General features: G+C 46.1%; 22 protein-coding genes and 1 tRNA gene. 13 read left to right on the top strand and 10 right to left on the bottom strand.

What is annotated here, in order from left to right:
- Positions 1-14: 14 nt before the first annotated feature.
- Positions 15-2,678, bottom strand: coding sequence for a bifunctional diguanylate cyclase/phosphodiesterase (locus tag NDI42_RS01635; protein ID WP_199311178.1), 2,664 nt, complete (start codon positions 2,676-2,678; stop codon positions 15-17).
- 196 nt (positions 2,679-2,874) lie between these two features.
- On the opposite strand from NDI42_RS01635, the gene NDI42_RS01630 reads away from it, so the two are divergent.
- The 5 genes from NDI42_RS01630 (at position 2,875) to thyD (ending at position 7,634) form a co-directional block, all read left to right on the top strand.
- Positions 2,875-4,170, top strand: a complete 1,296-nt coding sequence (locus NDI42_RS01630; protein ID WP_190455822.1) for an FAD-binding oxidoreductase — start codon at positions 2,875-2,877, stop codon at positions 4,168-4,170.
- Between the two features lie 77 nt (positions 4,171-4,247).
- Positions 4,248-5,573: a (Fe-S)-binding protein gene (locus NDI42_RS01625; protein ID WP_190455820.1), complete on the top strand. Its 1,326-nt coding sequence runs from the start codon at positions 4,248-4,250 to the stop codon at positions 5,571-5,573.
- Positions 5,574-5,625: 52 nt separating this feature from the next.
- The gene (locus tag NDI42_RS01620; RefSeq protein ID WP_190455818.1) at positions 5,626-6,195 is read left to right on the top strand and encodes a Uma2 family endonuclease; all 570 of its coding nucleotides are present in this window, start codon (positions 5,626-5,628) and stop codon (positions 6,193-6,195) included.
- 138 nt (positions 6,196-6,333) lie between these two features.
- Complete coding sequence (gene psb28 / locus NDI42_RS01615; protein ID WP_190455816.1) at positions 6,334-6,735, top strand: photosystem II reaction center protein Psb28; 402 nt, start codon at positions 6,334-6,336, stop codon at positions 6,733-6,735.
- Positions 6,732-7,634 carry a thylakoid membrane protein ThyD gene (thyD, locus tag NDI42_RS01610; protein WP_190455814.1) on the top strand — a complete coding sequence of 301 codons (903 nt, stop codon included), beginning with the start codon at positions 6,732-6,734 and terminating at the stop codon, positions 7,632-7,634. The genes psb28 and thyD overlap by 4 nt, the downstream gene beginning before the upstream one ends.
- A gap of 97 nt (positions 7,635-7,731) precedes the next feature.
- Here thyD and murA read toward each other — a convergent pair whose 3' ends face one another.
- Positions 7,732-9,102: a UDP-N-acetylglucosamine 1-carboxyvinyltransferase gene (murA, locus tag NDI42_RS01605; protein WP_206755928.1), complete on the bottom strand. Its 1,371-nt coding sequence runs from the start codon at positions 9,100-9,102 to the stop codon at positions 7,732-7,734.
- A gap of 211 nt (positions 9,103-9,313) precedes the next feature.
- Here murA and NDI42_RS01600 point away from each other — a divergent pair.
- Together NDI42_RS01600 and NDI42_RS01595 are read left to right on the top strand one after the other, a co-directional pair.
- Positions 9,314-9,397 (top strand) — tRNA-Leu (locus NDI42_RS01600).
- A 108-nt stretch (positions 9,398-9,505) separates the two neighbouring features.
- Entirely contained in the window at positions 9,506-10,294 is a 789-nt protein-coding gene (locus NDI42_RS01595) for a TrmH family RNA methyltransferase (RefSeq protein ID WP_190455811.1), read from the top strand.
- Between the two features lie 52 nt (positions 10,295-10,346).
- Here NDI42_RS01595 and NDI42_RS01590 read toward each other — a convergent pair whose 3' ends face one another.
- On the bottom strand, positions 10,347-10,571 hold the full coding sequence (locus NDI42_RS01590) for a hypothetical protein (protein ID WP_190455808.1): 225 nt from the start codon (positions 10,569-10,571) through the stop codon (positions 10,347-10,349).
- 222 nt (positions 10,572-10,793) lie between these two features.
- Here NDI42_RS01590 and lpdA point away from each other — a divergent pair, with 222 nt between their 5' ends.
- The 5 genes from lpdA (at position 10,794) to NDI42_RS01565 (ending at position 16,725) form a co-directional block, all read left to right on the top strand.
- Positions 10,794-12,227, top strand: coding sequence for a dihydrolipoyl dehydrogenase (lpdA, locus tag NDI42_RS01585; RefSeq protein ID WP_190455805.1), 1,434 nt, complete (start codon positions 10,794-10,796; stop codon positions 12,225-12,227).
- Between the two features lie 117 nt (positions 12,228-12,344).
- Entirely contained in the window at positions 12,345-13,229 is an 885-nt protein-coding gene (trpC, locus tag NDI42_RS01580; protein WP_190455802.1) for an indole-3-glycerol phosphate synthase TrpC, read from the top strand.
- Between the two features lie 398 nt (positions 13,230-13,627).
- On the top strand, positions 13,628-13,909 hold the full coding sequence (locus tag NDI42_RS01575) for a DUF5340 domain-containing protein (protein WP_190455799.1): 282 nt from the start codon (positions 13,628-13,630) through the stop codon (positions 13,907-13,909).
- Between the two features lie 112 nt (positions 13,910-14,021).
- Positions 14,022-15,344 (top strand): coiled-coil domain-containing protein, encoded by a 1,323-nt coding sequence (locus NDI42_RS01570; protein ID WP_190455796.1) that lies wholly within the window; start codon positions 14,022-14,024, stop codon positions 15,342-15,344.
- Positions 15,345-15,570: 226 nt separating this feature from the next.
- Positions 15,571-16,725, top strand: coding sequence for a pyridoxal-phosphate-dependent aminotransferase family protein (locus NDI42_RS01565; RefSeq protein WP_190422018.1), 1,155 nt, complete (start codon positions 15,571-15,573; stop codon positions 16,723-16,725).
- A 513-nt stretch (positions 16,726-17,238) separates the two neighbouring features.
- Here NDI42_RS01565 and NDI42_RS01560 read toward each other — a convergent pair.
- From NDI42_RS01560 to NDI42_RS01535, 6 genes are all read right to left on the bottom strand, one after another.
- Positions 17,239-17,430, bottom strand: coding sequence for a DUF2949 domain-containing protein (locus tag NDI42_RS01560; RefSeq protein WP_190455793.1), 192 nt, complete (start codon positions 17,428-17,430; stop codon positions 17,239-17,241).
- Positions 17,431-18,042: 612 nt separating this feature from the next.
- On the bottom strand, positions 18,043-18,657 hold the full coding sequence (locus NDI42_RS01555) for a DUF192 domain-containing protein (protein WP_313931133.1): 615 nt from the start codon (positions 18,655-18,657) through the stop codon (positions 18,043-18,045).
- 23 nt (positions 18,658-18,680) lie between these two features.
- The gene (gene nblR / locus NDI42_RS01550) at positions 18,681-19,376 is read right to left on the bottom strand and encodes a response regulator transcription factor NblR (protein WP_190422023.1); all 696 of its coding nucleotides are present in this window, start codon (positions 19,374-19,376) and stop codon (positions 18,681-18,683) included.
- A gap of 243 nt (positions 19,377-19,619) precedes the next feature.
- Positions 19,620-20,318 carry a pirin family protein gene (locus NDI42_RS01545; RefSeq protein WP_190455790.1) on the bottom strand — a complete coding sequence of 233 codons (699 nt, stop codon included), beginning with the start codon at positions 20,316-20,318 and terminating at the stop codon, positions 19,620-19,622.
- A 554-nt stretch (positions 20,319-20,872) separates the two neighbouring features.
- Entirely contained in the window at positions 20,873-21,313 is a 441-nt protein-coding gene (locus tag NDI42_RS01540) for a Uma2 family endonuclease (RefSeq protein WP_242017662.1), read from the bottom strand.
- Positions 21,314-21,334: 21 nt separating this feature from the next.
- Positions 21,335-21,514, bottom strand: a complete 180-nt coding sequence (locus tag NDI42_RS01535) for a hypothetical protein (protein ID WP_199311177.1) — start codon at positions 21,512-21,514, stop codon at positions 21,335-21,337.
- A 98-nt stretch (positions 21,515-21,612) separates the two neighbouring features.
- On the opposite strand from NDI42_RS01535, the gene metH reads away from it, so the two are divergent.
- Positions 21,613-25,197: a methionine synthase gene (gene metH, locus NDI42_RS01530; RefSeq protein ID WP_190455787.1), complete on the top strand. Its 3,585-nt coding sequence runs from the start codon at positions 21,613-21,615 to the stop codon at positions 25,195-25,197.
- Between the two features lie 100 nt (positions 25,198-25,297).
- Here metH and NDI42_RS01525 read toward each other — a convergent pair whose 3' ends face one another.
- Positions 25,298-26,077: a Uma2 family endonuclease gene (locus NDI42_RS01525; RefSeq protein WP_190456017.1), complete on the bottom strand. Its 780-nt coding sequence runs from the start codon at positions 26,075-26,077 to the stop codon at positions 25,298-25,300.
- Between the last annotated feature and the right edge of the window lie 136 nt (positions 26,078-26,213).

The raw sequence follows: 26,213 nt of genomic DNA, 5'->3' as shown, positions 1-26,213 counted from the left end.
GTGTGCTATGAAATCTAGTTTTTCATATTTAATTTTCCATTTTTAATAATTTCCGTTGCTGCTTGGGCGGCTACAGGCGGACTAAATAAATAACCTTGCAAACCATCACACTCAACCGAGCGCAAAAACTCCAATTGTTCTGGTGTTTCCACTCCCTCAGCAATCACTTTTAAATTCAGTCCATGACCCAGAGCCATGATGGCCTTGACAATAGCCGCATCATGGGGATTCCTCATCAAGTCACGAATAAAAGAGCGGTCAATTTTCAGCGTATCTAGAGGAAAATGTTTCAGATAACTGAGCGAAGAATAACCAGTTCCAAAATCATCCATTGAAATTTGGATTCCCATATTTTGCAACTTTCGCAACACAGAAATAGTCAAATCCACATCCTGCATAGCAATACTTTCAGTAATTTCCAGCTCCAAAAAATAAGGTTCCAGACCCGTTTCAGCGAGAATCTGACCGATAATTTTTAGCAGGTTATTTTGCTGAAACTGACGCGCTGAAAGATTTACTGCAATGCGGAATTGGGGCAATCCTTGAGACTGCCAGAGGCGATTTTGGGCGCAAGCTGTCCGCAAAACCCATTCCCCAATTGGGCAAATAAGACCAGTTTCTTCTGCCAGTGGAATAAATTGATAAGGCGAAATAAATCCTAAATCGCTAGAGTTCCAGCGAATCAGCGCTTCCATCCCCACAATCTGACCCGTGATTAAATTCACTTGCGGCTGGTAATGCAACAGAAATTCCTCGCGTTCCAACGCTTTGTAAAGTCTGTTTTCTAACACCAATCGCTCTAGCGCTCTTGCCCCCAGTGCTGGCGTGTATAGCTGATAGTTATTTCGACCTTGCTGCTTGGCTCTATACATAGCAGCATCGGCGTTTTTCAAGAGAGTTTCTGCATCTTCTCCATCGTAAGGAGCCAGAGCGATTCCCAAACTTGCTTTAATATAAAGTTCCTGTTCCTCAAAACGAAAAGGAACATTTAGTCCGCCTAAAATTCGCTGGGCAATTTTAGTGGCATCATCGGCACAGGTGACGGGGGAAAGCATAATAGTGAATTCATCTCCACCCCAACGAGCAACAATGTCAGTGTCCCGCAGACAATCCTTTAAGCGTCGCGCCGCAGCTTGCAGTAGCTGGTCGCCTACAGCATGACCCAGAGTATCGTTGATCCGCTTGAAGCCATCCAGGTCGAGAAACACCACCGCCAGCATTTCATCGCGGCTGAGATGGGCGTTTGCCAACGCTAAAGAAAGTCTGTCATTAAATAGCAACCGATTCGGCAACCCCGTCAGGAGGTCGTGAGATGCCTGATGCCGGATTGTATCCTCCACGCGCCTTTGCATCACAGCCATGTAGAGGTGAGTTCCAATAGCTTGAGCTAGTTTGAGTTCTTCGGGACTCCATTCTTTGGCTTGTGCTTGCTTGATTTCTCGCCATGCTTCAAAAGATAGACGGGGGCGCAGGTTGCGGCCGTCGAGATTCTGTTTTCCTGCCCATAAGGTTTCGGTACTGATCTCATTGCGGAAGATGGTGAGGCACCCGACGCACTGCTGATGATATCTCAAAGGCACGATGAGAATAGACCGAATGGTAGTTAACCCGAAACTAGAGGCTAAAGACTTTAGTTGCGGTTCTCGGTAGAGATCCTTAATGGTGTAAGGAGAGGATGAAGGATGAAGGATGAAGGATGACTTTATGCTTCTGCCTTCGGAATTGTGAAGATTGTGAGACTGGATATCTTGATTGTTTTCTCTGTAAGACTGACTAGCGACACCTTTTTCCCCATTAAGGATGCTTTGCCACAAGGAAGTTTCTTCTAGCCAGGGCAAACTGGGCTGATCGCCATAGGTATAAATTTGAGCAGGTCTTCCTGTGGCATCTGCGGTAATAAACAGTCTGCCACCATTGCCCTGTAAGGCTTCGACAGTTTCTTCTAGAACGGCTTGCCGGATTTCTGTAAGTTTAAGTGGGGAGTGAAGCAGGCTGCTAATGTGGTTGATCGCTGCTTCATGGTGAGCCTGTTGTCTGGCTGTGTGGAGAAGATGGGATTGAGCGATCGCAATCGACATCTGATCCACCAACAGCTGCACAACTTGCAACTCTTGTTCGCTAAATCGTCGCTGTATCGCGTTGTGGCACGCCAACAGTCCCCACAAGGTGTTTTGATGCAAAATCGGAATGGTTAGAGAGGATTTCACCCCCATCGCCATCAGATATTCGATATGGCAAGGATCGACTGGGGAATAGCGGATGTCTTCGCTGGCAAAAGTTTTGCCACTTGAGGGGCAATCTAACTGCTCTTGAGTCTTGTGTCCAGTGGCTACATTTATAATCACTCGCTGACGAGCTTTGACAAACATTTTGCGGGCTTGGGGAGGAATGTCCTCGGCTGGAAACCGCAGCCCCAGCAGGGAAGGCAGGCGATTTTCCCGGATCGACTCGGCAATGACTTCGCCACTCCCATCCAGAGCAAATCGGTAAATTTTGACCCGATCCATACCCAAAAAAGTACGGATTTCTCGCGCCGTTGTCGCCAAAATCTCTTGCAATTCTAAAGACTGGCGAATTCGGGTAGTAATCCGATTCAGCAAACTCTCCCGATCGTAGGAGCCAGCTGGCATTGTCCGTACTTTTTGCTGTATGGCTTGTGTCTTTTTTCGTCGAACCATTCAGTTAAACCTACCCCTGGAGAGTGTCATTTACCTCTACTACAAGTATGAAACCTTGGACTCTATCCTAAGAAATAAAATACAAATTTATTATTAATATTACAAAGGATTAAGTGTTACTTATGTGTAAAGCTCGTGCAATGCTCGTATTTAGCTCCACTCTAAATGTGTTTTAGCCTAGCTGTCTTTATAAGCCATGAATAGCGTAGCCCAAAAATTGAAAAGCATCCTCAGCAGCTCAACCATTATTCCCTGGGAAGATGCAAAAGTCGCCCGCAAATCAGAAATATCCCAAGCAGTTACACCTTCAACCACCGTTGATTGCCTAGTCTATCCCGATACCCTGGAAGAACTCGCCTTAGTTATGACTTTTGCCCACCAGCAGCGATCGCGCGTCCTACCCTGCGGCAGTTGTAGCAAAATTGGTTGGGGTGGATTAGTAGATGGGGTTAATTTAGTTGTCAGTACCGAACGCCTCAATCGTTTGATAGATCATGCCGTCGGTGATTTAACCGTCACAGTCGAGGCAGGCATGAAGTTTGCCGAATTGCAAAAAATTTTAGCGCAACAAGGTCAATTTCTCCCCCTAGATCCAGCTTATCCTGAAACCGCTACTATTGGTGGCATTGTCGCCACGGCTTCGGCTGGGTCTTGGCGACAACGTTATGGGGGGGTTCGGGATATGCTTTTGGGGCTTTCTTTTGTCCGAAGCGATGGTCAAATTGCTAAAGCTGGGGGGCGGGTGGTAAAAAATGTTGCTGGTTATGACTTAATGAAGTTATTTACTGGCTCTTTTGGAACGCTAGGAATTATCTCTCAAGTGACATTTCGAGTTTATCCCCTGCCAGAGCTGTCTGGAACTGTGGTGCTTATTGGCACAGATGAAGGAATTGCCGCGGCAACTAAAACTTTGCTGGCTTCTGCTTTGACTCCCACTGCGGTTGATTTGCTATCGCAGACTCTAGTGGCAAAGGCAAATTTAGGTGAGGGGATGGGTTTAATTGTTCGCTTCCAAAGTGTGGCGGCGAGTGTTAAGGAACAGTCGGCTAGACTTCTGGAAGTAGGGCAACATCTGGGTTTACAGGGGACAATATATTCTGATGCCGATGAGTCAAAGCTATGGCTGTTGTTACAAGAACAAATGTGGATATCCCCCCAAGATGCTGCTGTTACTTGCAAAATAGGAGTAGTACCCTCGTCGTCAGCGGCAATCCTTGCTGAAATCCCGTCTTTATTGTGTTTGATTCACGCTGGTAGTGGGTTAGGGATGGTGCAGTTTGATAGTACAGATGTTAAGCCAATTTTGGAGATGCGATCGCGTCTATCTTCCCAAGGCGGTTTTTTGACTATTCTGGAAGCACCCATCGCTTTGAAGCAGCAGTTGGATGTCTGGGGTTATACGGGTAATGCTCTTGATTTAATGCGGAAAATTAAAACACAGTTTGATCCAGAAAATATTTTGAGTCCTGGTCGGTTTGTGGGAGGAATTTAAACGAACCGCCGAGGCGCAGAAGACGCAGACTTAAGAGAAGAAAGAAGAGAAGAAAGAAGAGAGAGAAGAGAGAGAAGATGCAAAGTTTATCTGAAGAGTCTAGTTTTGATGCTAAAAATCCCCCAGATCCGAAGTTAATTGATAGTTGCGTTCATTGTGGTTTTTGTCTTTCTACTTGTCCGAGTTATCGGGTAATTGGTAAGGAAACTGATTCGCCAAGGGGCCGCATTTATTTGATGGATGCGATTAATGAGGGGAGAATTCCTCTTAATACTGCTACTGTGCAGCATTTTGATTCTTGCTTGGGTTGTCTTGCTTGTGTAACAACTTGTCCTTCTGGCGTTCAGTATGACAAGTTGTTATCTGCTACTCGTCCTCAAATTGAACGAAATTATCCTCGCAATTTGCCAGAAAAGTTATATAGGCAACTCATTTTTTCCCTGTTTCCTTACCCGAATCGGCTGCGAGTAATGCTTGCTCCTCTGATGGTTTATCAGAAGTTAGGGTTGCAAAAAATTGTGCGTTCTACTGGCTTACTTAAGCGGATTTCTCCTCATTTGGCGGCGATGGAATCTAATCTGCCAGAACTCTCTTTAAAAGCTTTTCAAGATACTTTACCAGAACTTATTCCGGCTGAAGGTGAGAAACGCTATCGGGTAGGTGTAATTTTAGGTTGCGTTCAGCGTCTTTTCTTCTCAAAGGTGAATGAAGCGACGGTGCGCGTCTTAACTGCGAATGGTTGTGAGGTGGTGATTCCCAAGAGCCAGGGATGTTGTGCGGCGCTACCACATCACCAAGGACAGGAAGAACAAGCGAAAGCGATCGCTAGGTCTATGATTGATAGTTTCGCCGACACAAATGTAGACTACATTATCATCAATGCTGCTGGTTGCGGTCATACTTTAAAAGAGTACGGACACATCCTACAAGATGACCCAAAATATAAAGAAAAAGCTGCAAATTTTGCCTCTAAAGTTAAAGATGCACAAGAGTTTCTTTATGAAGCAGGCGTGACAGCAAAACTTTCACCGCTTTCTGATCAACCCCTAACTTTAGTTTATCAAGATGCCTGTCATTTATTGCACGGGCAAAAGATTAGTTTGCAACCTCGCCAACTTTTGCGACAAATACCGGGCGTACAACTTCGAGAACCAATTGATGCTGCTTTGTGTTGTGGTAGCGCGGGTGTTTACAATATGCTTCAGCCAGAAGTTGCTGAAGAATTAGGTAAGCAAAAAGTAGAAAACTTGCTCAATACTGGTGCTAAATTAATTGCTTCTTCCAATCCCGGTTGTACTTTGCAAATTACTAGGTATTTACCGAATCAAGGTAAAGACATTTCCATTTTGCACCCGGTGGAGTTACTAGATTACTCAATTCGCGGCGTAAAGCTGCAAGAGTAGAGTAATTTTTGTTTAGCGCTAAGTTGACGGTAGAAGAAGCAGGCGATCGCTAATGGTACAAGCACCTACAAAAACACTGGCTTTGGAGGAGTTTCTGAAACTACCAGAAACTAAGCCTGCTAGTGAATACATAAATGGTCAAATTATCCAAAAGCCGATGCCACAAGGTAAGCATAGCAAGTTACAGGGAAGGCTAGTCACTGCTATTAACGAAGTAGTTGAAGCTAAGAAAATTGCTCTAGCCTTTCCAGAATTGCGGTGTACTTTTGGCGGACGGTCAATCGTGCCAGATGTGGTAGTGTTTGCTTGGGAAAGGATACCTCTTGATGAAAATGGTGATGTTGCTAATGTATTCGAGGCGGCTCCCGACTGGGCGATTGAAATTCTCTCTCCAGAACAAAGGCAAACCAAAGTAACCGGAAATATCTTGCACTGCCTTCAACACGGTAGCAAATTAGGCTGGCTGCTCGATCCAGATGAACGCTCCGTGCTAGTCTACCCACGCGGACAGCAACCAGAATTATTGCAGGAAGCAGGTAATGTGCTACCCGTTCCAGACTTGGTAGCAGAACTGCGGCTAACGGTTGGGGATTTGTTTGGATGGTTAAAGTTGAGAGTATAAATAGGAAAGACAAAAGATTGAGCAAGTAGAAATAAAGGTGAATGGCCAATACCGGAAGTAAACCGTAGGGCAGCAGGAGAGCCTTTCGCTCTCGTGATGCCTGCGGTACAATGCTTAGGAATTTCGTTTAATTTTTTCATGACTTCCGATACACCATTAATTCAATTTTTTGAAGGTATTCCTGAAGAAATCAGTAATGTCAGCTTACGCCGGAACAAGAGTTCTGGAGTTCGTACCGTATTGATGACGTTTAAAGAGTTGAAATCCATAGAAAGATTCAACAGCTTTAGAAAAAAATTTTCTAATTCGCTGCGCTTAAGTGATGAAGAAGGTGTGATTAGTGTCGAGCCTTCTTCGGTTAAATTTATTTTCTCAGGGCCAGAAGGGGATGATTTTGAGCGGCTGGACTGCGAATTTGAAATCCCGCGAGACGACCACTGGGAAAGATTTATGCGGTTTATGAATCGCTATGCCCAAGCGAATGACATGGCTTACAGCGAAACCCAAAAAACAGCAGCTAGCCAAGCAGGTGCATCATGAAAGTAGCGATCGCAGGAGGAACCGGATTTGTCGGCTCTCGTTTGGTAGAGCGACTACTAGCTGAAGGTCATCAGGTGCTAATTTTAACTCGCAACCCCGCTTCTGTGAAACCCGCTCCAAGTGTAGAGGTTGTTGCCTATAATCCCAAAGAATCGGGAGCTTGGCAACAGTCGATTTCTGGATGCGATGCGGTGGTGAATTTGGCGGGGGAACCCATCGCCGAAAAGCGCTGGACACCAGAACACAAGCAGGAAATTGTCAATAGTCGCAAAATTGGCACTCAAAAAATTGTAGAAGCCATTTCTAAAGCCAACCCGAAACCATCAGTTTTGGTGAGTGCTTCCGCAATTGGTTACTATGGCACCAGCGAAACCGCCACCTTTGAAGAAAGCAGTCCTTCTGGTAATGATTTTTTGGCACAAGTTTGTCAAGAATGGGAAGCAGAAGCCCAAAAAGTAAAAGACACGGGTACGAGGCTGGTGATTGTGCGAATTGGGATAGTTCTGGCTATGGGAGGAGCAATTGGTAAAATGATTCCTCCCTTTAAAATGTTTGCTGGCGGCCCTATCGGCACAGGGAAGCAGTGGTTCTCTTGGATACACCGAGACGATCTAGTGAACCTAATTTTATTCGCACTACAACAAAGAGAAGTTGAAGGTGTTCTCAACGCCACAGCCCCGAACCCAGTCCGCATGAACGAAGTATCGCAAACCTTGGGGGAAGTTTTAAATCGTCCCTCCTGGTTGCCAGTTCCCGCCTTTGCTTTAGAAGTTCTTTTGGGAGATGGGGCCCAAGTCGTTTTGGAAGGACAACAAGTTCTACCAAAACGCACCATTACCCAAGGCTTTGACTATCAATATCCCAGCCTCAAACAGGCGTTGGAGGAATTCTTGGACTAATGCTAATTGCTAATTGCTAATTGTGTTCCTGGGTACTGGGTACTGGGGCAGTATTTTTCCTAGTCCCTAGCCCCTAGTCCCTAGTCCCTCTTAGCCATTAGCCAACCTTTACACTTTCAACGGGCAAAGTATCCTCATCCTGCACCCGCTCTAATTTAGCTCCCAGTTGCCGCAGTTTCTCCTCCAGCTTCTCATAGCCTCGGTCTAGATGCTGCAATCCTTGAATCGTCGTTTTTCCTTCTGCCGCCAGCGCCGCCAGCACCAGCGCCGCCGAAGCGCGTAAATCTGTCGCTAATACTGGCGCGCCCGATAGCATCGACACACCCCGCACTAGCGCATGGTTGCCTTTGACGCGAATATCTGCACCCATGCGATTTAATTCGGCAACGTGACGCAAACGATTTTCAAACACGGTTTCACTGATGGCGCTATCGCCATCGGCAAGTGTCAGCAACGCCATAAACTGCGCCTGCATATCTGTCGGGAAACCCGGATAGGGCAAGGTTTCGATATCAGTACCTACGTATTGGTGTCCGCCGATAATCCGCAGACAGTCGGGTGCATCTTCAATCACCTTAGCGCCAATTTCTCGCAGCTTAGCGATCGCTGCCGTCAGATGATCTGGAACCACAGGCGAGATACTGATTTCTGAATGCGTAATTGCCCCTGCTACTAGCAACGTCCCCGCCTCAATCCGGTCGGGAATAATGCTGTAGTCGGTAGAATGCAATTTGGGAACACCGGAAATTACAATTGTGTTGGTGCCTGCACCGCGAACTCTCGCGCCCATCGAATTGCAGAAATTAGCCAGATCCGCGACTTCAGGCTCTTGGGCGGCGTTTTCTATCGTAGTTTCGCCTTCCGCCAAGGTCGCCGCCATCATCAGCGTCTCTGTAGCACCGACGCTGGGATAATCTAAATAAATTTTTGCCCCTTTTAACTTTCCGCTGCTTCCATTGACATAAGCATGGACAATTCCATGCTCAATTTGCACATCTGCCCCCATGTCCCGCAAACCCCGGACGTGGAGATCAACTGGTCTGGCACCAATAGCGCAACCGCCTGGTAAAGGCACCCTTGCCACCCCCAGACGCGCCAGCATCGGGCCTATGAGAAAGAAGCTTGCCCGCAGTTGCGAAACCAACTCATAGGGCGCTTTTGATTCTCCGATGTGGCTGGCGTTGATGTCGAGAATGTCGCCATTTCGTTCTAGCTTTACACCCAAGGACGACAAAATTTGACCCATTCGTTCCACATCGACAAGCGAGGGAACATTCCGGAGGCGAAAATCTTCCGGACAAAGCAATGCTCCCGCCATGATCGCCAGGGCTGAGTTCTTGGCACCGCTAATTTTGGCGTGTCCTTTGAGAGAGTTTTTGCCCCAAATCTGTAGGACGGATTTGTCTTCTTCGGGCAGAGAGTAGGTGTTGGTCAGGTTGAGAGAGGGGTTAATAGGTCTATCCTCCAAATTTCCGGAAATAGTGTTGCATTTTTTTAAATTTGGTTTTGATTCTACAGTAAAGATTTTAAATGTCTACATTATTGGCACTCCAGATATCATTTTCAGCCGAGTTAAGCATTTTACCTTGTCCTGGTTCCAATTTCCGGAGCAAACAAATTAGTTGACTAATGCCAAAACTTGCGGCAATATGATAATTTGGAAATGTAGTCAAGGCTACGCGGAACTGGCGGAATTGGCAGACGCGCTAGATTCAGGTTCTAGAGTCCGCAAGGATGTCCGGGTTCAAGTCCCGGGTTCCGCATCTCAATTTTGGATTTTTGTGGGATTACTAGGCTAGTAATCCCAAATTTTTTTGTACTAAGCAAGCCATCCCCAATCCAAAATCCAAAATCTAAAAATCCAAAATCGAATGTTGACCAGTCTCCAGAATCCTCTGGTAAAGCAAATCCGCAAGTTGCATACTGCTAAAGAGCGGCGAGAGCAGCAGCTGTTTTTGTTGGAAGGGACGCACTTGCTGGAGGAAGCGATCGCAGCTGATTATCCTCTGGTGACAGTTTGCTGTACGCTGGAATGGCAGGAGCGTCACCCGCAACTCTGGAACAGCATTTGTCAACGTTCCCCGCGCACCGAATTGGTGAGTCCAGAAGTCTTGAAGGCTGTTGCTACCACAATTCAACCAGATGGTGTAGTCGCTACAGCACCGCGAGTCTCCAATCGGGCGCAAAGTCTACCTGTCACTGGTTTGGGGCTGGTATTGGAAACAATACAAGATCCCGGCAACCTGGGGACAATGATTCGCACCGCCGCCGCATCTGGTGTAGATTGGCTTTGTGTCAGTGCAGATAGTGTAGATTTAGATAATCCGAAGGTGCTGCGAGCCTCAGCCGGACAGTGGTTTCGGCTACCGATGAGCGTCAGTTCCGATTTAATAGCTGACATTTCCCAGTGTCGGAAACAAGGGATGCAGGTAGTAGCAACTGTTCCCACAGCAACTTTAACTTATTGGGAAGTTGACTTGCGCCGTCCGACGCTGATTTTGATGGGCAATGAAGGCGCTGGGTTGTCAGATAATTTAAGTATAATGGCGGATGTGCAGGTGAAAATTCCCCTGAGTCCGGGGGTAGAGTCTTTGAACGTAGCTGTAGCAGCTGCCTTGATGTTATACGAAGCGCAGCGTCAGAAAAGTTTTAGCAATTAGCCATTGGTTTGCTACAAAATCAGACTTTGAGCGGAAAATGCCCAAAGACCAATTATCCATTCCCGATTTCTTGGAAATATTGCTCAATGTCAGCAACGGCATCCTCTAAATCATCTACGGCAATCGGATATTGTTGATGATTATTCCCCTTAACGGCCTGCAACTTTGAAGTATCTCTCTGAATTTCCTGAGATAGCAACAATTCCTGCAATTCGTCGAGGGACTTGCTGAAAGAATCATCGGTATCGCGTTCGTTCTCTTGGTGACTGTAATTCATGCGTCTGATTCCTAAAACACTGCTCATCCTAGCAGCGGACTCTGATAGTTATGAGACGATCGCCAAAACTCGACAATCGCGATTATGTTAGCTTCTACAATACAACAGAGACTTTAAAGATGTCCCCCGTCAAATTACTGACTAATAACTGATCGTTTGGGACTTGCGCTCACTGTTGGTCAAGTTCAAAATAAGTAGGGCATCGCGCACTGGGAGAGTAACGTGACTGAGGGATTTGATTACGATTTAGTGATTATTGGGGCGGGCGTAGGCGGACATGGTGCTGCATTACACGCCGTCAGCTGCGGACTGAAAACCGCTATTGTAGAAGCAGCAGATATGGGCGGTACTTGTGTTAACCGAGGCTGCATTCCTTCAAAAGCACTGCTTGCGGCATCTGGTCGGGTACGGGAGTTACATAACGCCCATCACCTGAAATCGCTGGGTATTCAAGTATCTGGCGTTGAGTTTAACAAAGAAGCGATCGCGTCCCACGCCAACAACCTTGTTTCCAAGATTCGCGGTGATTTGACAAATAGCCTACAACGATTGGGTGTAGATATCATCCGAGGTAGGGGTAAAGTAGCTGGACAGCAAAAAGTATCTATTACCACAGAATCGGGCGAAAAAACTGTCACCGGAAAAGACATTATCATTTCTAGTGGATCAATTCCTTGGGTTCCTCCAGGGATTGAAATCGACCACAAAACCGTCTTTACCAGTGACGAAGGCGTAAAATTGGAATCGCTACCACCGTGGATAGCCATTGTTGGCAGTGGTTACATCGGTCTGGAGTTTTCGGATATTTACACAGCTTTAGGCTGTGAAGTGACGATGATTGAAGCTTTAGACCAGCTGATGCCTGGTTTTGACCGCGACATTGCAACTATAGCTGAAAGGATACTGATTAAGCCCCGCGACATCGAAACCAAAGTCGGCATTTTGGCAAAAAGTGTCACCCCTGGAACGCCAGTAGTTATTGAGCTAGCCGATGCTAAAACTAAAGAAGTGGTGGACGTACTGGAAGTAGATGCTTGTCTGGTTGCTACCGGACGCATTCCAGATACTAAAGACCTGGGATTAGAATCTGTGGGCGTAGAGACAGATAGAAAGGGCTTTATCACCGTCGATGACCGGATGGCAGTTTTGTCAGGCGGCGAAGTAGTACCCCATCTGTGGGCGATTGGAGATGCCACTGGTAAGATGATGCTGGCTCATGCTGCGTCTGCTCAAGGTGTCGTAGCAGTAGAAAATATCTGCGATCGCCATCGATTGGTAGACTATCACAGTATCCCAGCCGCAGCATTTACCCACCCAGAAATCAGCTTTGTCGGCTACACAGAAACAGCAGCAAAGGATGTGGGCAAAGAACAGGGATTTGAAGTAGGGGTAGCGAAGAGTTACTTCAAAGGTAACTCGAAAGCGATCGCTGAAGGAGAAGCGGACGGCATGGCAAAGGTCGTCTACCGCAAAGACAGCGGGGAAGTGCTGGGCGTTCATATTATTGGAATGCACGCAGCAGATTTGATCCACGAAGCCGCAAATGCGATCGCTTCTCGTAACACTGTCAACACCTTAGCCTACTATGTCCACGCTCACCCCACCCTCTCGGAAGTGCTGGATGAAGCCTACAAACGGGCTGTAGGAAGTCACTAGCCAATGCCAGGATTTTAGATTTTGGATTTTGTTTTCAATCCAAAATCTAAAATCATCGGAGGCGGAGAAACTCCGACCTCCGCAAAATCCAAAATCGAATTGTGCCAAACTATATCTATGCAAATTCGCCGTCGTCCACCAAACCCATCTGTTTCCATCAGCAATTTCGGTTATCGAGTTGTCGTACCTGGTAATGAACCAAGTCACATTTTGGAGGAAATTGTCTGGCATAAAGAGACGGAAGTTGACCGGATGCGAGAACGTCTCCCCTTGAACGAGTTGCAGCGTCAAGTACAGACAGCACCAGCAGTGCGTGACTTTGTTGGGGCATTACGACAAGGTAAGACAAAACCTGCCTTAATTGCGGAAGTAAAAAAAGCCAGTCCCAGTAAGGGAATAATTCGGGAAGATTTCGATGCGGTAGCGATCGCTACCGCATACCAGCAGGGACAAGCGAGTTGTTTATCGGTACTCACTGATAAAAAATTCTTCTCTGGTAGCTTTGAAAACTTGACTGCTGTTCGCGCTGCCGTAGACTTGCCCGTATTGTGTAAGGATTTTGTAATATATCCTTATCAAATCTATCTCGCCCGACGACACGGAGCTGATGCCGTCCTGCTAATTGCGGCAGTTCTTAACGACAAAGACCTGCAATACTTTGTCAAAATTACCAACGCTTTGAGGATGACACCCCTGATTGAAGTGCATACTCTAGCAGAACTAGACCGCGTATTATCTCTGAAAGACGTTACCCTAGTTGGTATAAATAATCGCAACTTGGAAGATTTTTCTGTGGATCTGCAAACAACCTGTCAGATTCTGGCAGCGCGAAGCAGCGAGTTGCAACAGCGCGGCATTCTTGTCGTTAGTGAGTCCGGGCTGCACACCCCATCTGACCTTAGCACGGTTCAGGCTGCTGGTGCAGATGCAGTGCTAATTGGTGAATCTTTGGTAAAACAGCCTGACCCGGCTGCGGGTATCGCCAAGCTGTTTTCCAATTGACACGCTTTTGAATCAGGAAGAAGGATGAAAGAGGAAATATGAATAAATTAAATCTGGCTAATTGCCCCTAATTAAATAGTTCATGGTTCATAGTTCATCAATAGACTTGTTACATTGATTCAGTCCAGAACTGAAGTTCTGGGCATCATAGCTAAAATCATCGCCGCGATTCTTGGGTAAATGTTTCAACCCGTTGAAACAGGTTGAAGTTTTAAACCAGAAATTTATTTTCAAGGCGATGACTGCAAGAAGTCTAATGGACAATCAACCATCAACAACCTGAAAAATAATCTGGGTAATAAGACGGATTTGAGCTATAAAATTTCTTCCTTCAGCCCCCATCCTTGCGCCTTTATCCTTAATTTAGATATCCGTCCCCTTGAGGTAAATCAGGTTTCATGGAGCCAATTCCCCTTCCGTCTCACATTCACTACGAACTACTACTGCAACTTTTAGAACGCCAAACCTCCTTTGCTGCAAGACAACAACCAGCAGTGCGGGAGCAAGTTCACCAGCTTATAAGTACCCTACGCAAAGCGATGGCTCAACAAAAGCAAATTGAGCAAACCTGCGCCAGAGCAAATTTACCAGTTGATTACCGTTGGTCTGTGAATAATATCGCTTTTGAGGAGACACCGCCGCCGGATGTCGTCACCGGACAACGGGAACCGAAGGGTTAGAAAGTTAAAAGTTATGAGTTTTGAATACACTGAGAGATGTAACTCATAACTTGTAACCACGAAATGGCTGCTGGATGCACCAAAACTATTATTGATTTCTGGGAGGTTAGGAGTGACTGAACCAGATTCAAGTAATCGTTTCTGGTGGGACTCCCAGGAGGCGTTAGCAGAAGCAGAACAAACGAATGCTGATGCTACCCAACAACCTCACGAACCAGACCAGGGACAATCTTGGGAGCAGGAACGTCAAGCTTTACTCAAAGAGTTGGAACAATGGCGAGAAGCAGCTAAGGCGGCGGATGCTCGTACAACTCATGACCAACAGCAATTAGAGCGCATTAATCAGTTAGAGCAGGCTTTGCAAGAGTCCCAAGCTTGTGTAAATGAACTAAGACTCGAACTTGGCGAACGCAACCTTTTGAAAGCCCAGCTAGCCTCAACAGAGGAAGTAGCTAACCTTCAACAGCAGGCTCTTTCTCAACTAAAACAAGAATTAGCTGAGCAGCAAAAGGCTCTGGAAGCGCAAGAAACACAAGCGCTACTCAAAGACCAAACTGTTCAAGAATTGTTGGTGACTATTGAAAAAAACGCTTTATCGCAGCAAGGAGAACTAGGACACCTGCGAAAAGAGTTAGCTCAAAGCCGTCGGGCTGTTCAAGCTGGTCAAAAGTTGTTGCAGCAGGAGATAGAGACGAGACAAACATCTCTGGAAGCTCAAGTTTTACGAGTGCAGGAGCTAGAAGCAGAAATTCTGGAGGCTCGAAGCTTGAGGAGAAGTGTGGAGGTGCAGCTAGCCGAGTCTCATCGGCAAATTGAGGCGCTGTATCGTCGGTTAAGCGATCGCGCTGCTACTCTAAATCAGCTAGAAGATCATCTCCAGCAAGCCCACGAAGCCCTGGAAGACCAGCAACAACTAACGGTGACACTCCACCAGACTGAAACCCTCGTCTCGGAACAAAACGCCACCATTGACACCCTCTACCGCCAAATTGAAGCCCTAGAAATTCAGCTGGAGCAACAGCTAAAAATTCAAGCTCGACTTCAACAAGCTTGTCATGAACTGGCAGAATCACGCGATCGTCATTCCTCCCGCACCGCCGAACTTGAGTTACAAATAGGCACCCTGCAAGAGCAAATTCTTAAATCTGCCCAGCAAGCAGGCGAATATGAAGCAGCTATCCAGTATTGGAAAGATCGCTACGGTACAGCCAACGCCTTTGCTCAACAACTCAAGGAAGTAATGGAAAAAGTTATCGCAGACTGTCCAGATGAACTCTTGGAACTGTTGATGACAACCCAATCCGCCGCCGCTTCCCAACTCTCTAAGCCAGTTTCCCCAACACCTATAGCATCTCCTCCACCAAACAAAAATTTGCAAGTAGATTTGCCAGCTTTCTTAAGAAAGACTCCGCCAGCGAACCCAGAAGTTAGTTAGTAGTTATTTGCTAATGGCTAATGTAGCGATTCTAAGTTACTCGATAAATCTTCTTAAGCGCGATCGCTTACGCCAACGCTCCGCCAAAGCGGTTCATGAATTTTGACAACTCATTTATTAATTGCTAATAGCTGATGGTAATTGACAACCTGGTAATTAGCCATTAGCAATCAGCTATAGATGTGCGATCCTAAATAATGCGCTCTTCAACTTTAAGGACAGATCAATGGATGACAAGCTAATGCTGATGATTCCCGGCCCTACCCCAGTGCCGGAACAGGTACTCCTAGCCTTAGCCAAGCACCCCTTCGGACACCGCAGCGGCGAATTTGGCAAGTTGATGGCAGAGGTGACAGAAAACCTCAAATGGTTGCACCAGACACAGAATGATGTACTGTGTTTAACTGCCAGCGGTACGGGAGCGATGGAAGCTGGCATTATTAACTTTTTGAGTCCAGGCGATCGCGTGTTGGTTGGCTGTAACGGCAAATTTGGCGATCGCTGGGCAGAATTACCCGAAGCTTTCGGTTTAAATGTTGACAAAGTTACAGCCGAATGGGGTCAACCTCTAGATCCAGAACAAATTCGCGCCAAACTCGAAGCCGACACCGACAAACAAATCAAAGCGGTTATTATCACCCATAGCGAAACTTCTACGGGTGTTCTCAACGATCTGGAAACCATTAACCGTCATGTCAAAGCCCACGGCGAAGCTTTAATAATCGTTGATGCTGTCACCAGCTTGGGGGCTGTGAATTTGCCTATTGACGAATGGGGGCTGGATGTGGTCGCTTCCGGTTCCCAAAAAGCCTACATGATTCCCCCTGGTTTAGGCTTTGTATCCGTCGGCCCAAAAGCCTGGGAAGCTTACAAAACCGCTAAGTTGCCCCGCTTCTACCTGGATTTAGGCAAGTATCGCAAAGATGCTGCTAAAAATACTACCCCCTTCACTCCGCCAGTTAACCTGATGGTGGCATTGCATACCGCCTTACGGATGATGAAGGCTGAGGGGTTGGAATCTATCTATGGGCGGCACCAGCGCTTGATGAATGCTACCCGCGAAGCGATGAAAGGGCTGTCGTTACCTTTATTTGCCCCTGATGGTTTTGGTAGTCCGGCAATTACTGCTGTGGCACCAACTGGGGTGGATTCCGAAAAAATCCGGTCGGTGATGAAAAAGCGGTTTGACATCGTTCTGGCTGGCGGACAAGACCATCTCAAAGGCAAAATCTTCCGTATTGGTCACTTGGGGTTTGTGAGCGATCGCGATATTCTCGCTGCTGTTGCCTCCCTGGAAGCCACCCTGCGCGAAGTAGGATATGAAGGCTTTACTCCGGGTGCTGGTGTTGCGGCTGCTGCCAGAGTGTTTGCCCAATCTTAAGCGATTAGTAATTAGTTTCATAGGGTGGGCATTGCCCACCCTACAATTATCAAATTGTTGTGACCTAGTCCCAGACTTTAGCTTCCGGAAGTTCTGTGTACTTTGCTTTTAACGTTGGCAGATGTTTTCGCACCAGTTTTACGCCTGTCTAGCCCGGACGACCAACGGGTGTTACCACTATATATTTTATCAAAGTTTGCACTTTCAGTTAAGTTGTATTGATGTTAATTAAGCTAAAGCTGCAATTAAAGCAATTCAAGGGTTGGGTGCGGTACTTCTGTAGGGGCTAATTAATATATTCTAGCCAACTGACAAACGCTATAAAGACATTTATTACTGAAAAACGAAACCCTTGTCCTAATAACAAAAAAGAGCGGGTCTTTTATCGACCTGCTCTCTTTGTTTGGATAAATTGTAACAGATTGAACCTCTTAGGTCTTCTTCTGTGGGTCAGGATCATACCAAAGCCCAATATTGACATGACTTTTTTGCTCCTCGCCGAGTCATGAATTCTTATGCAGTTTCCAGCCAATCATAAATTTGATCTAACTGTTCTAGCGTTACTAAACCGTACTGCCATAAAATCATCGGCAAAGGCCCTGGATCGTTTTCCCGATGCCGCAAAGCGATCGAAATTGAAGCTTTGGATATTGCCAAATCTTCTTGTAAAAACCGAATAAACCGAGAATAGCTTGCAGGTGCCATATTAGCTTTCACCACCTTTTGTCAAAGTCTGTTTTGTTATTTTGTAATTAAAACGCTGCTTGTTTAAAGTATCGATAGACAGAATCATATCTGTCCACCGTTATCAAAGCTGCTTCCCTACTATTTTCCTTTTACCTGACCGAATTCAGGTGTCACAGATCACCAACTTCCTGTGACAATTGGGCAGATGGTTCTACCATTAACGAAGATAGGGATATAACTGGCTTAGTTTCCAGATACCTTTGAGCGGGGTTGTTTGGTGACAAAGACACCGGAAACCTAAGTGTAGTTCCATTGTTTCCGCCAAACCCCAACCCATTGTCAAAAAGTAAACTTTGCTTAATATTTTTTTACTTCACCATTTAAATTTCATCCCTCTCTAAAAGGAGAGATTTACTTTTTAAGAGCGCTTCTGTTACACCCACCCCACACCTACACACCGAAACACTCTCTCATCCTTAGAGGAACCAACTCTCTTGAAGCGAGAAGAGGTTTAAGCGTTAACTTTAAATTAAAAATTCACCCTCAAACTCTATCTTGGGAAAGATTACCTTACTTTGGTAACAAATGCGCGAATAGTAGGAGTTAAATTTTAAATTGGTTTCATAAGAATTACAAAGCTGGGCGTGTAGGGGTATCCGTATTTGTATCCAGCTGCTCAATGGTAACGCGATCGCCTACTTTTAGACCCAGTTCGGCGGCTCGTCCTCCCCGGAGTTCAATCACCCGATCGGTAGGTGTATCGGGGCCATAGGTAGGACAGATACTGGTAGTGCAGGGAGGGACATTTGCCGCAATAAATTTCACCACACCATCCCGCATAAAAATCATATCTAGAGGAATAAGCGTATTCTTCATCCAAAAGCCAATTGGTCGCGGTGTCCCGAACTCAAACAGCATCCCCCGGTCATCAGCCAAAGACGTGCGGTACATCAAACCCATAGCCTGTTGCTCTGGGGTACGCGCCACTTCTAACGCGATCGCCTCGCCTGCAATAATAGCTTTAGCAGAAATTGGCAAAGTTTGACCCAAATTATCCTTGATTCCCGAAGCCTGCGCCTCACCAGAAAGCGTTTTAGATTCTAATGGCACTGACAAAGAAGTTGGTGTTGGTGACAACTGCACTTCACCAGAAGGCGTTTTTAGTTCTGACTTTGATACTGGTGGCGAACATCCCATCAGCAACACGCACAGCATTATCCACAGCAAACTAACCCGACTACTCACAAATTCATCCCTCTTCCTTATACTTACGCTTCCCGCAAAACATACCCCACACCCCGCACCGTCTGAATCAAACGCTTCTCCCCCTCCTCCTCAATTTTGAGACGTAAATATCGAATATACACCTCAATGACATTCGACTCACCCATAAACTCATAACCCCAAACATTTTCTAAAATCTGTTCGCGAGTCAAAACCTCACGGGGATGGGACATCATATACTTCAACAGTTCAAATTCCTTCATTGTCAGATCAATCGTTCGCCCGTTACGCATCGCTCGGCGAGTAGCTAAGTCTAACACCAGATCGCTAAATCGTAACTGTTCATTAGCACCAGCTTCCGGCTGTAAATAGAGGCGTACCAGCTGCAAAAAGGCATCAGTGCGATAAGGTTTGAGAAAATAATCATCAGCACCAGACTCCAAACAAGCAACCCTATCCTCAACCGTATCCCGTGCCATTAACAGAAGCACAGGCACACGAGAGCCTGCATTTCTCAGCTGAGTACACAACTTTAGCCCAGAATCTCCTGTCAAAACTCGATCTACAACAACCAAAGCTGGCTGGAGTTCGCACGCTTGATGGAAACCGCTAGTGGAGTCGGGCGCAACAACAGTAGTATATCCCGCTTCTCTTAAGTCCAGACTCACACGCTGAACAAGAACTTCGTCTGTTTCCACAAGTAAAACACACGGACTGCGGTCAAATGCAACATTAGACATAAGCAAAAGTGGTGCAACGCTGCTTTTTTATTTCAGTCTAGCTGAAACCACTGCATCCCTATTTGGAAAGAGTTTTATTTTCAATAGCAGTCCTAAATAATTCGTGAAGGCGAGATGCCCGACTTCTCTAAGAAGTCGGGCATCTGAAGGGCTGGCTCACAACTCTGCCGAGGATTGATACAGCACTTCCCTCATCCCCTAACTCGACTACCAAAGGAGAGAAATTAGGGTGAAATTTGCCGATTATGCCATGTCGAAGAGTAGCACTTCTGCCATTTCCTTACCGACTAGTTTTAGTGACTCCTCGTTACTCACAGCCGCACCATCACCTGCTTCTAGCAAGTTGTCGTTCAGCATTACACTACCTCGCGCTACCTGCACCCAAGCATGACGGTTGGGTTGAAGTTGGTGAATAACTTGCTCACCAGTATCAAGTAAGGTGGTATAGGTATCGACATCTTGATGAATAGTCACCGAGTTACTGCGCCCATCTCCAGATAAAATTAGGCGAAGATTAGCCCGCTTTTCCTCATCAGAATAAGTCTTCTGCTCGTAAGTTGGTTTTACCCCTTTTTTATTCGGTAAAATCCAAATTTGCAGAAAATGCACTCCTTCAGTTTGAGAATGATTGTATTCGCTGTGAGCAATACCTGTACCAGCGCTCATTCTCTGCACATCACCAGGACGAATTATCGAACCAGTACCCAAGCTATCTTTATGTTCTAAAGCACCTTCTAGCACATAGGTGACAATCTCCATATCATTGTGGGAATGGGTCGGAAAACCCTTACCTGAATGTACCCGATCCTCATTAATCACGCGCAGACTTCTAAATCCCATCTGAGCAGGATCGTAATAGTTAGCGAAGGAAAATGTATGGTAACTGTTTAGCCAACCGTGATTAGCGTGCCCTCGATTTTCTGATTTCCGAAGCGTAATCATTTTCTACTCCTATTTACCTCAAAGATGTAGCAGCAGGAATTACAGCTTAAAGTTTGCTATGGCTACCGTCACAATATGGGGGATTGCCTGGGTATTTGCAGATACAAATTGCTTTTGGTCGTTTTTCCGTAATCTCAAAAGTCCCAGGAGCAAATTCGGTTTCTTTGTAACCGTAAGACGGATTTTTAGATTGTCCGCTACTGCACCAGTAATACGTGTTTGTTTCAATTTCTAAAGCAATTGGATTTCTATCAGCGATAACTGGTTATTTCATTGTTGCCGGGTTACTTTTAGATTCAATAATTAAAATATAATCCAGATTAACTAAAGTTGTAAAGTATGCACTTAAAAGTAAGATAGTACCCAAAAGGATACTGTATCCAAATAAAAAGCAAGGACAAAACAGCCAAAAGATAGGGCAGTTTTATAATTCCATAGGAATAACGTTATTTAATGAATAAAAACGGTAATTCTGCTGGGGTTATGAGGGATATCGGAGATGAGCAATACTTTCGATACTAACCCGCGTTCCCTTAATCCGGATGTAAATTTTATTAGATTAGCGCACGAGATAAACGCGCAGCAGCTCTTTGTCCGATAGTTTTAGTTTGTTCAATAAATTCAGGCAATTCTGCTATTGGCAAAAATGGAAAAGTAAGGCTATTTACCGATAGCTCATATTGTCTGTTTACCAAATGATAAACCTCTAGTGTTTGCTGCGTATATCTCCACAATTCAGGCACACCGAGAGAGGCATAAATTGTAAATTTATCCAGGGAAGAACTCGTATAGTCAGGCTCTATTGCCAAGTCTGGTGGTGGGTCAGTCTGCAAGTCAATTATTTTGCTTCTGACTAGAGATTCATTCTGAATGTAAAAACAGGTATCTGGCTCAATAGCACGGCGTAAATCTTCCCCTTCAAGGAGCAGCACACCCAGTTCCATAGTCTCGATTTCTAGCAAATCTGCTATGGTTGTGACGAAATACGCCAACATGATTTTAGGTTGTTCATGTTCTTATAATGGCATCCTGATTTCTAAAACTCCTTGGTCATAAGCAATTCTCCAAGCGCGACCATCTCCAACATCTGCCATCAATGCCTTAAAAGTTTGCCATTTAACGCCATTTAAAATAATTGCTTGTGTGGTAACTTGCTCTTGTGGGAGAGTAGATGTATTCACTGTCTGCACGTTCATCGCTTTGATTACTCCAGAAATCTATTAAATATTGCAAAATATATTTAGCTGATCCTTCAAAGCCTAACTCAATTCATATTTTAAAGCCGTCGCCATCTATGACTAGCCCCTTCTTGACTCGCCTCCACAGTCCCGAACGCCCTGTCATCGTCTTCGATGGCGCAATGGGAACCAACCTGCAAACGCAAAACCTCACCGCCGAAGACTTTGGTGGGGCGCAATATGAAGGTTGTAACGAGTATCTGATATACACAAAGCCGGAAGCCGTAGAGAAGGTACATCGCGACTTTCTGGCGGTTGGTGCGGATGTGATTGAGACGGATACCTTTGGCGCTGCGTCTATTGTGCTGGCTGAGTATGACTTGGCGGATGAAGCGTATAGTTTGAATAAAAAGGCGGCGGAACTAGCGAAACGGGTGGCGGCAGAATTTTCTACGCCGGAGAAACCCCGATTTGTTGCTGGTTCGATGGGGCCAACGACAAAGTTACCGACGCTGGGACATATTGACTTTGACACGATGCAAGCTTCTTTTGCAGAACAAGCAGAAGGGCTGTTTGATGGTGGCGTAGATTTGTTTATTGTTGAGACTTGTCAGGATGTGCTGCAAATTAAGGCGGCGCTGAATGCAGTTGAGTCAGTATTTGAGAAGAAAGGCGAAAGACGAGCGCTGATGGTGTCGGTGACGATGGAAACCACTGGGACGATGCTGGTGGGTTCTGATATCAGCGCAGTTTTGACGATTCTGCAACCTTACCCGATTGATATTTTGGGGTTAAATTGTGCCACTGGCCCCGACCGGATGGCGGAGCATATTAAGTATCTTTCAGCACATTCGCCTTTTGTGGTTTCTTGTATCCCGAATGCGGGACTTCCGGAAAATGTCGGCGGTCATGCACATTATCGTCTGACTCCGATGGAATTGCGGATGGCGCTGATGCACTTTGTAGAAGATTTGGGCGTGCAGGTGATTGGCGGTTGTTGCGGTACGCGCCCTGCCCATATTGAACAGTTGGCCGAAATTGGCAAGAGTTTGAAGCCGAAGGAGCGACAACCTAGCTATGAACCTGCGGGTGCGTCGATTTACAGCGCTCAGCCTTATGACCAGGATAATTCATTCTTGATTGTGGGTGAACGCCTAAATGCTAGTGGTTCTAAGAAGTGCCGCGATTTGCTGAATGCGGAAGACTGGGATGGGCTGGTGTCTTTGGCTAAGTCGCAGGTGCGCGAGGGGGCGCACGTCCTCGATATCAACGTGGATTATGTGGGACGCGATGGTGTGCGTGATATGCACGAGTTGGCATCGAGATTAGTAACAAATGTTACTTTGCCGCTGATGCTGGACTCGACGGAGTGGGAAAAGATGGAGGCGGGGTTAAAGGTTTCTGGTGGTAAGTGTTTGCTCAATTCGACTAACTATGAAGATGGTGAGCCGCGCTTTTTGAAGGTGTTGGAGTTGGCGAAGAAGTACGGGGCTGGTGTAGTAATTGGTACTATCGATGAAGATGGGATGGCGCGGACGGCTGATAAGAAGTTTGCGATCGCGCACCGGGCATATCATCAAGCTGTTGAATTCGGTATTCCAGCTCATGAGATATTCTTTGATACACTAGCTCTACCTATTTCTACTGGCATTGAAGAAGACCGCGCCAACGCTAAAGCCACAATTGAATCTATCCGTCGCATCCGGGAAGAATTGCCTGGATGTCACGTTATGCTGGGCGTTTCTAATGTCTCTTTCGGCTTGAATCCAGCGGCGCGAGTGGTGCTGAATTCCATGTTTCTGCACGAGGCGATGGCGGTGGGAATGGATGCGGCAATTGTTAGCGCCAGCAAGATTCTACCATTGGCAAAAATTGAGCCAGAACATCAAGAAGTCTGCCGCAAGCTAATTTACGATGAGCGCAAATTTGAGGGCGATGTTTGCGTTTATGACCCCTTGGGAGAGCTTACCACACTGTTTGAAGGAAAAACCACAAAACGCGATCGCTCTGGGGATGAAAATCTACCAGTCGAAGAACGTCTCAAGCGTCACATCATCGACGGAGAACGCATCGGTTTAGAAGAACAACTTACCAAAGCTTTAGAAAAATATCCGCCTCTCCATATTATTAATACTTTCCTGCTTGATGGCATGAAAGTTGTTGGCGAGTTGTTTGGTTCCGGACAAATGCAGTTACCTTTCGTGTTGCAATCAGCAGAAACAATGAAAGCGGCTGTTGCTTATCTAGAACCATTGATGGAAAAGAAAGATGCTGGAAATAATGCCAAAGGAACTGTAGTAATTGCCACCGTTAAAGGAGATGTCCACGATATCGGTAAGAATTTGGTGGATATTATTCTTTCAAATAATGGTTACAAGGTGGTTAATATTGGCATCAAGCAGCCAGTTGATAACATCGTTGATGCTTTTGAACAGCACCAGGCTGATTGTATTGCGATGAGCGGGTTGTTGGTGAAATCCACCGCTTTTATGAAAGAGAATTTGGAGGTTTTTAACCAAAAAGGAATTACAGTTCCAGTAATTTTAGGCGGTGCGGCACTAACCCCAAAATTTGTCTATGAAGATTGCCAAAACACTTACAAAGGTAAGGTGATTTACGGCAAAGATGCTTTTTCTGACTTGCATTTCATGGATAAATTGATGCCTGCAAAATCTGCGGGAAATTGGGATAATTTACAGGGATTTTTGGATGAAGTTGCAATATCTGACTCCCTCTCCAACCCTCCCGCGTCAACGACGGAAGGAGAAGAAAGTAACACCCTTCCCGCAGGCGGAGACGGCAAGAATGAGGTGGTGTCCCAACCTGAAGATACACGGCGTTCTGAGGCAGTAGCAACCGATATTGAGCGTCCAATTCCGCCTTTCTGGGGTAGTAAGTTATTGCAGCCTGAAGATATCCCGTTGGCGGAGGTTTTTGAGTATCTGGATTTGCAAGCTTTGATTGCTGGACAGTGGCAATTCCGCAAGCCGAAAGAGCAGTCTCGTGAGGAGTACAATCAGTTTTTAGAGGAGACAGTTTATCCGATTTTGAAGGAGTGGAAGCAGCGAGTTTTAGAGGAGAATTTGCTGCGTCCGCAAGTTGTTTATGGGTATTTCCCGTGCCAGTCTGAAGGGAATTCGTTGTATTTGTACGATCCGGAGGGGATGAACCGCAAAGACGCGAAGGAAGAGAGGGAGAAGAAGGTTGTGGCGACGTTTAATTTTCCTCGCCAGAGGTCTATGCGTCGGCTGTGTATTGCTGATTTCTTTGCGCCTGTTGAGTCAGGACAAATTGATGTGTTTGCGATGCAGGCGGTGACTGTAGGGGATATTGCGACGGAGTTCGCGCAGAAGCTTTTTGCGAATAATCAATACAGCGATTATCTATATTTTCACGGTTTAGCGGTGCAGACGGCCGAGGCTGTGGCGGAGTGGCTTCACGCCCGAATTCGGCGGGAGTTTGGGTTTGGTGGTGAGGAACCGGATAATATTCGGGATATTTTGGCGCAGCGTTATCAGGGGAGTCGGTATAGTTTTGGGTATCCGGCTTGTCCGAATATTCAGGATCAGTATAAGTTGTTAGAGTTGTTGGGAAGCGATCGCATCAATCTCCACATGGATGAAAGCGAACAACTTTATCCGGAACAATCTACGACTGCGATTATTGCCTATCACCCAGCAGCTAAATACTTCAGCGCCTAAGCGGGTGGCGTATCGGTTAAGCTCTCCCCAACCCTCTCCTAGCAGGAGAGGGGAGTCATAATTCCCCCTTCCCTCACAGGGAAGGGGATTATATCTGGCTTCACAACTGTTCCGGATTAATCCCCCGTTCTCGCAGGAGTTCCTCTAAGGCTTGATAACGCTGTCTTTCTTGTTCCAACTGGGATAGTGCTTCATCAGCCCGTTGGCGTTCCTCATCAGCCCGTTGGCGTTCAGTTTCCGCCCGTTGGTGTTCAGTTTCCGCCCGTTGGCGTTCCTCATCAGCCCGTTGACGTTCCTGTTCCCTAAGTTGAGCCAATTCAACAAAGGTCAGAAACCGTTCTCCTGTGGGTGAAAAAATTTCCAAATTATCGGATGTCACCTGGAACCTTACCCCTAGACGAGGGCTAACCCATCCGTTCATCTCTTCAATTATCTCTAATTGCTCTCCAGAACGCAGCCAGCCGATTAACTCAATGTCATCCGGATCGTAAATGTAATATTCTTCAACGCCGTAGCGTTCGTAGAACTTTAATTTATGAGCCATTGCTTTAAGACGATTTCCGGGAGATAAGATTTCAAAAACAACCTGTGGGGGAATATTATCTTCTTCCCATTGTTTATAGGAACCCCTATCACCTTTTGGTCTACCAAATATTACCATTGCATCTGGCGCTTGGCGAGTCTTGTTATCTCCTTCGACGGGATACCAAAGTAAATCACCTGCGACAAATACATCCATGTAAGCAGCAAACAATAATTCTAAGTTTTCCTTAATTATTACAATCCAACGGAATTGTTTAGTGTTGTCTGACATTTGCTGACCGTCGCTGTCAGGGTAGATGATGGCTGGTGCGGTATCTGTTGGTAGTTGTTGTACCATACTGCTGTGTTTGGAGCTTGGGGAAATTGTTTTAATTATAGCGATGCCTTCGGTGGGCTTTGCCAACGCATCAATCTCCACAAGCAATCCTATTTGAGTTGTGAAGGATAGCCTTTCAGATACCCGACTTCTTGAA

Source organism: Funiculus sociatus GB2-C1 (assembly GCF_039962115.1).
In the GTDB taxonomy this organism is placed as follows: domain Bacteria; phylum Cyanobacteriota; class Cyanobacteriia; order Cyanobacteriales; family FACHB-T130; genus Funiculus; species Funiculus sociatus.
Note: the sequence above shows the minus strand (reverse complement) of the source record. Positions and strands in the feature narration are given on the sequence as shown.

What these genes read in the sequence shown, in the direction of transcription:
- metH (WP_190455787.1), top strand. Translation starts at nt 21,613, where the DNA reads ATGACTAGCCCCTTCTTGACTCGCCTCCACAGTCCCGAACGCCCTGTC.
- NDI42_RS01625 (WP_190455820.1), top strand. Translation starts at nt 4,248, where the DNA reads ATGCAAAGTTTATCTGAAGAGTCTAGTTTTGATGCTAAAAATCCCCCA.
- NDI42_RS01565 (WP_190422018.1), top strand. Translation starts at nt 15,571, where the DNA reads ATGGATGACAAGCTAATGCTGATGATTCCCGGCCCTACCCCAGTGCCG.
- NDI42_RS01540 (WP_242017662.1), bottom strand. Translation starts at nt 21,313, where the DNA reads ATGTTGGCGTATTTCGTCACAACCATAGCAGATTTGCTAGAAATCGAG.
- NDI42_RS01575 (WP_190455799.1), top strand. Translation starts at nt 13,628, where the DNA reads ATGGAGCCAATTCCCCTTCCGTCTCACATTCACTACGAACTACTACTG.
- NDI42_RS01525 (WP_190456017.1), bottom strand. Translation starts at nt 26,077, where the DNA reads ATGGTACAACAACTACCAACAGATACCGCACCAGCCATCATCTACCCT.
- thyD (WP_190455814.1), top strand. Translation starts at nt 6,732, where the DNA reads ATGAAAGTAGCGATCGCAGGAGGAACCGGATTTGTCGGCTCTCGTTTG.
- NDI42_RS01590 (WP_190455808.1), bottom strand. Translation starts at nt 10,571, where the DNA reads ATGAATTACAGTCACCAAGAGAACGAACGCGATACCGATGATTCTTTC.
- NDI42_RS01545 (WP_190455790.1), bottom strand. Translation starts at nt 20,318, where the DNA reads ATGATTACGCTTCGGAAATCAGAAAATCGAGGGCACGCTAATCACGGT.
- NDI42_RS01630 (WP_190455822.1), top strand. Translation starts at nt 2,875, where the DNA reads ATGAATAGCGTAGCCCAAAAATTGAAAAGCATCCTCAGCAGCTCAACC.
- NDI42_RS01535 (WP_199311177.1), bottom strand. Translation starts at nt 21,514, where the DNA reads ATGAACGTGCAGACAGTGAATACATCTACTCTCCCACAAGAGCAAGTT.
- psb28 (WP_190455816.1), top strand. Translation starts at nt 6,334, where the DNA reads ATGACTTCCGATACACCATTAATTCAATTTTTTGAAGGTATTCCTGAA.
- NDI42_RS01560 (WP_190455793.1), bottom strand. Translation starts at nt 17,430, where the DNA reads ATGGCACCTGCAAGCTATTCTCGGTTTATTCGGTTTTTACAAGAAGAT.
- NDI42_RS01620 (WP_190455818.1), top strand. Translation starts at nt 5,626, where the DNA reads ATGGTACAAGCACCTACAAAAACACTGGCTTTGGAGGAGTTTCTGAAA.
- NDI42_RS01595 (WP_190455811.1), top strand. Translation starts at nt 9,506, where the DNA reads ATGTTGACCAGTCTCCAGAATCCTCTGGTAAAGCAAATCCGCAAGTTG.
- trpC (WP_190455802.1), top strand. Translation starts at nt 12,345, where the DNA reads ATGCAAATTCGCCGTCGTCCACCAAACCCATCTGTTTCCATCAGCAAT.
- NDI42_RS01635 (WP_199311178.1), bottom strand. Translation starts at nt 2,678, where the DNA reads ATGGTTCGACGAAAAAAGACACAAGCCATACAGCAAAAAGTACGGACA.
- nblR (WP_190422023.1), bottom strand. Translation starts at nt 19,376, where the DNA reads ATGTCTAATGTTGCATTTGACCGCAGTCCGTGTGTTTTACTTGTGGAA.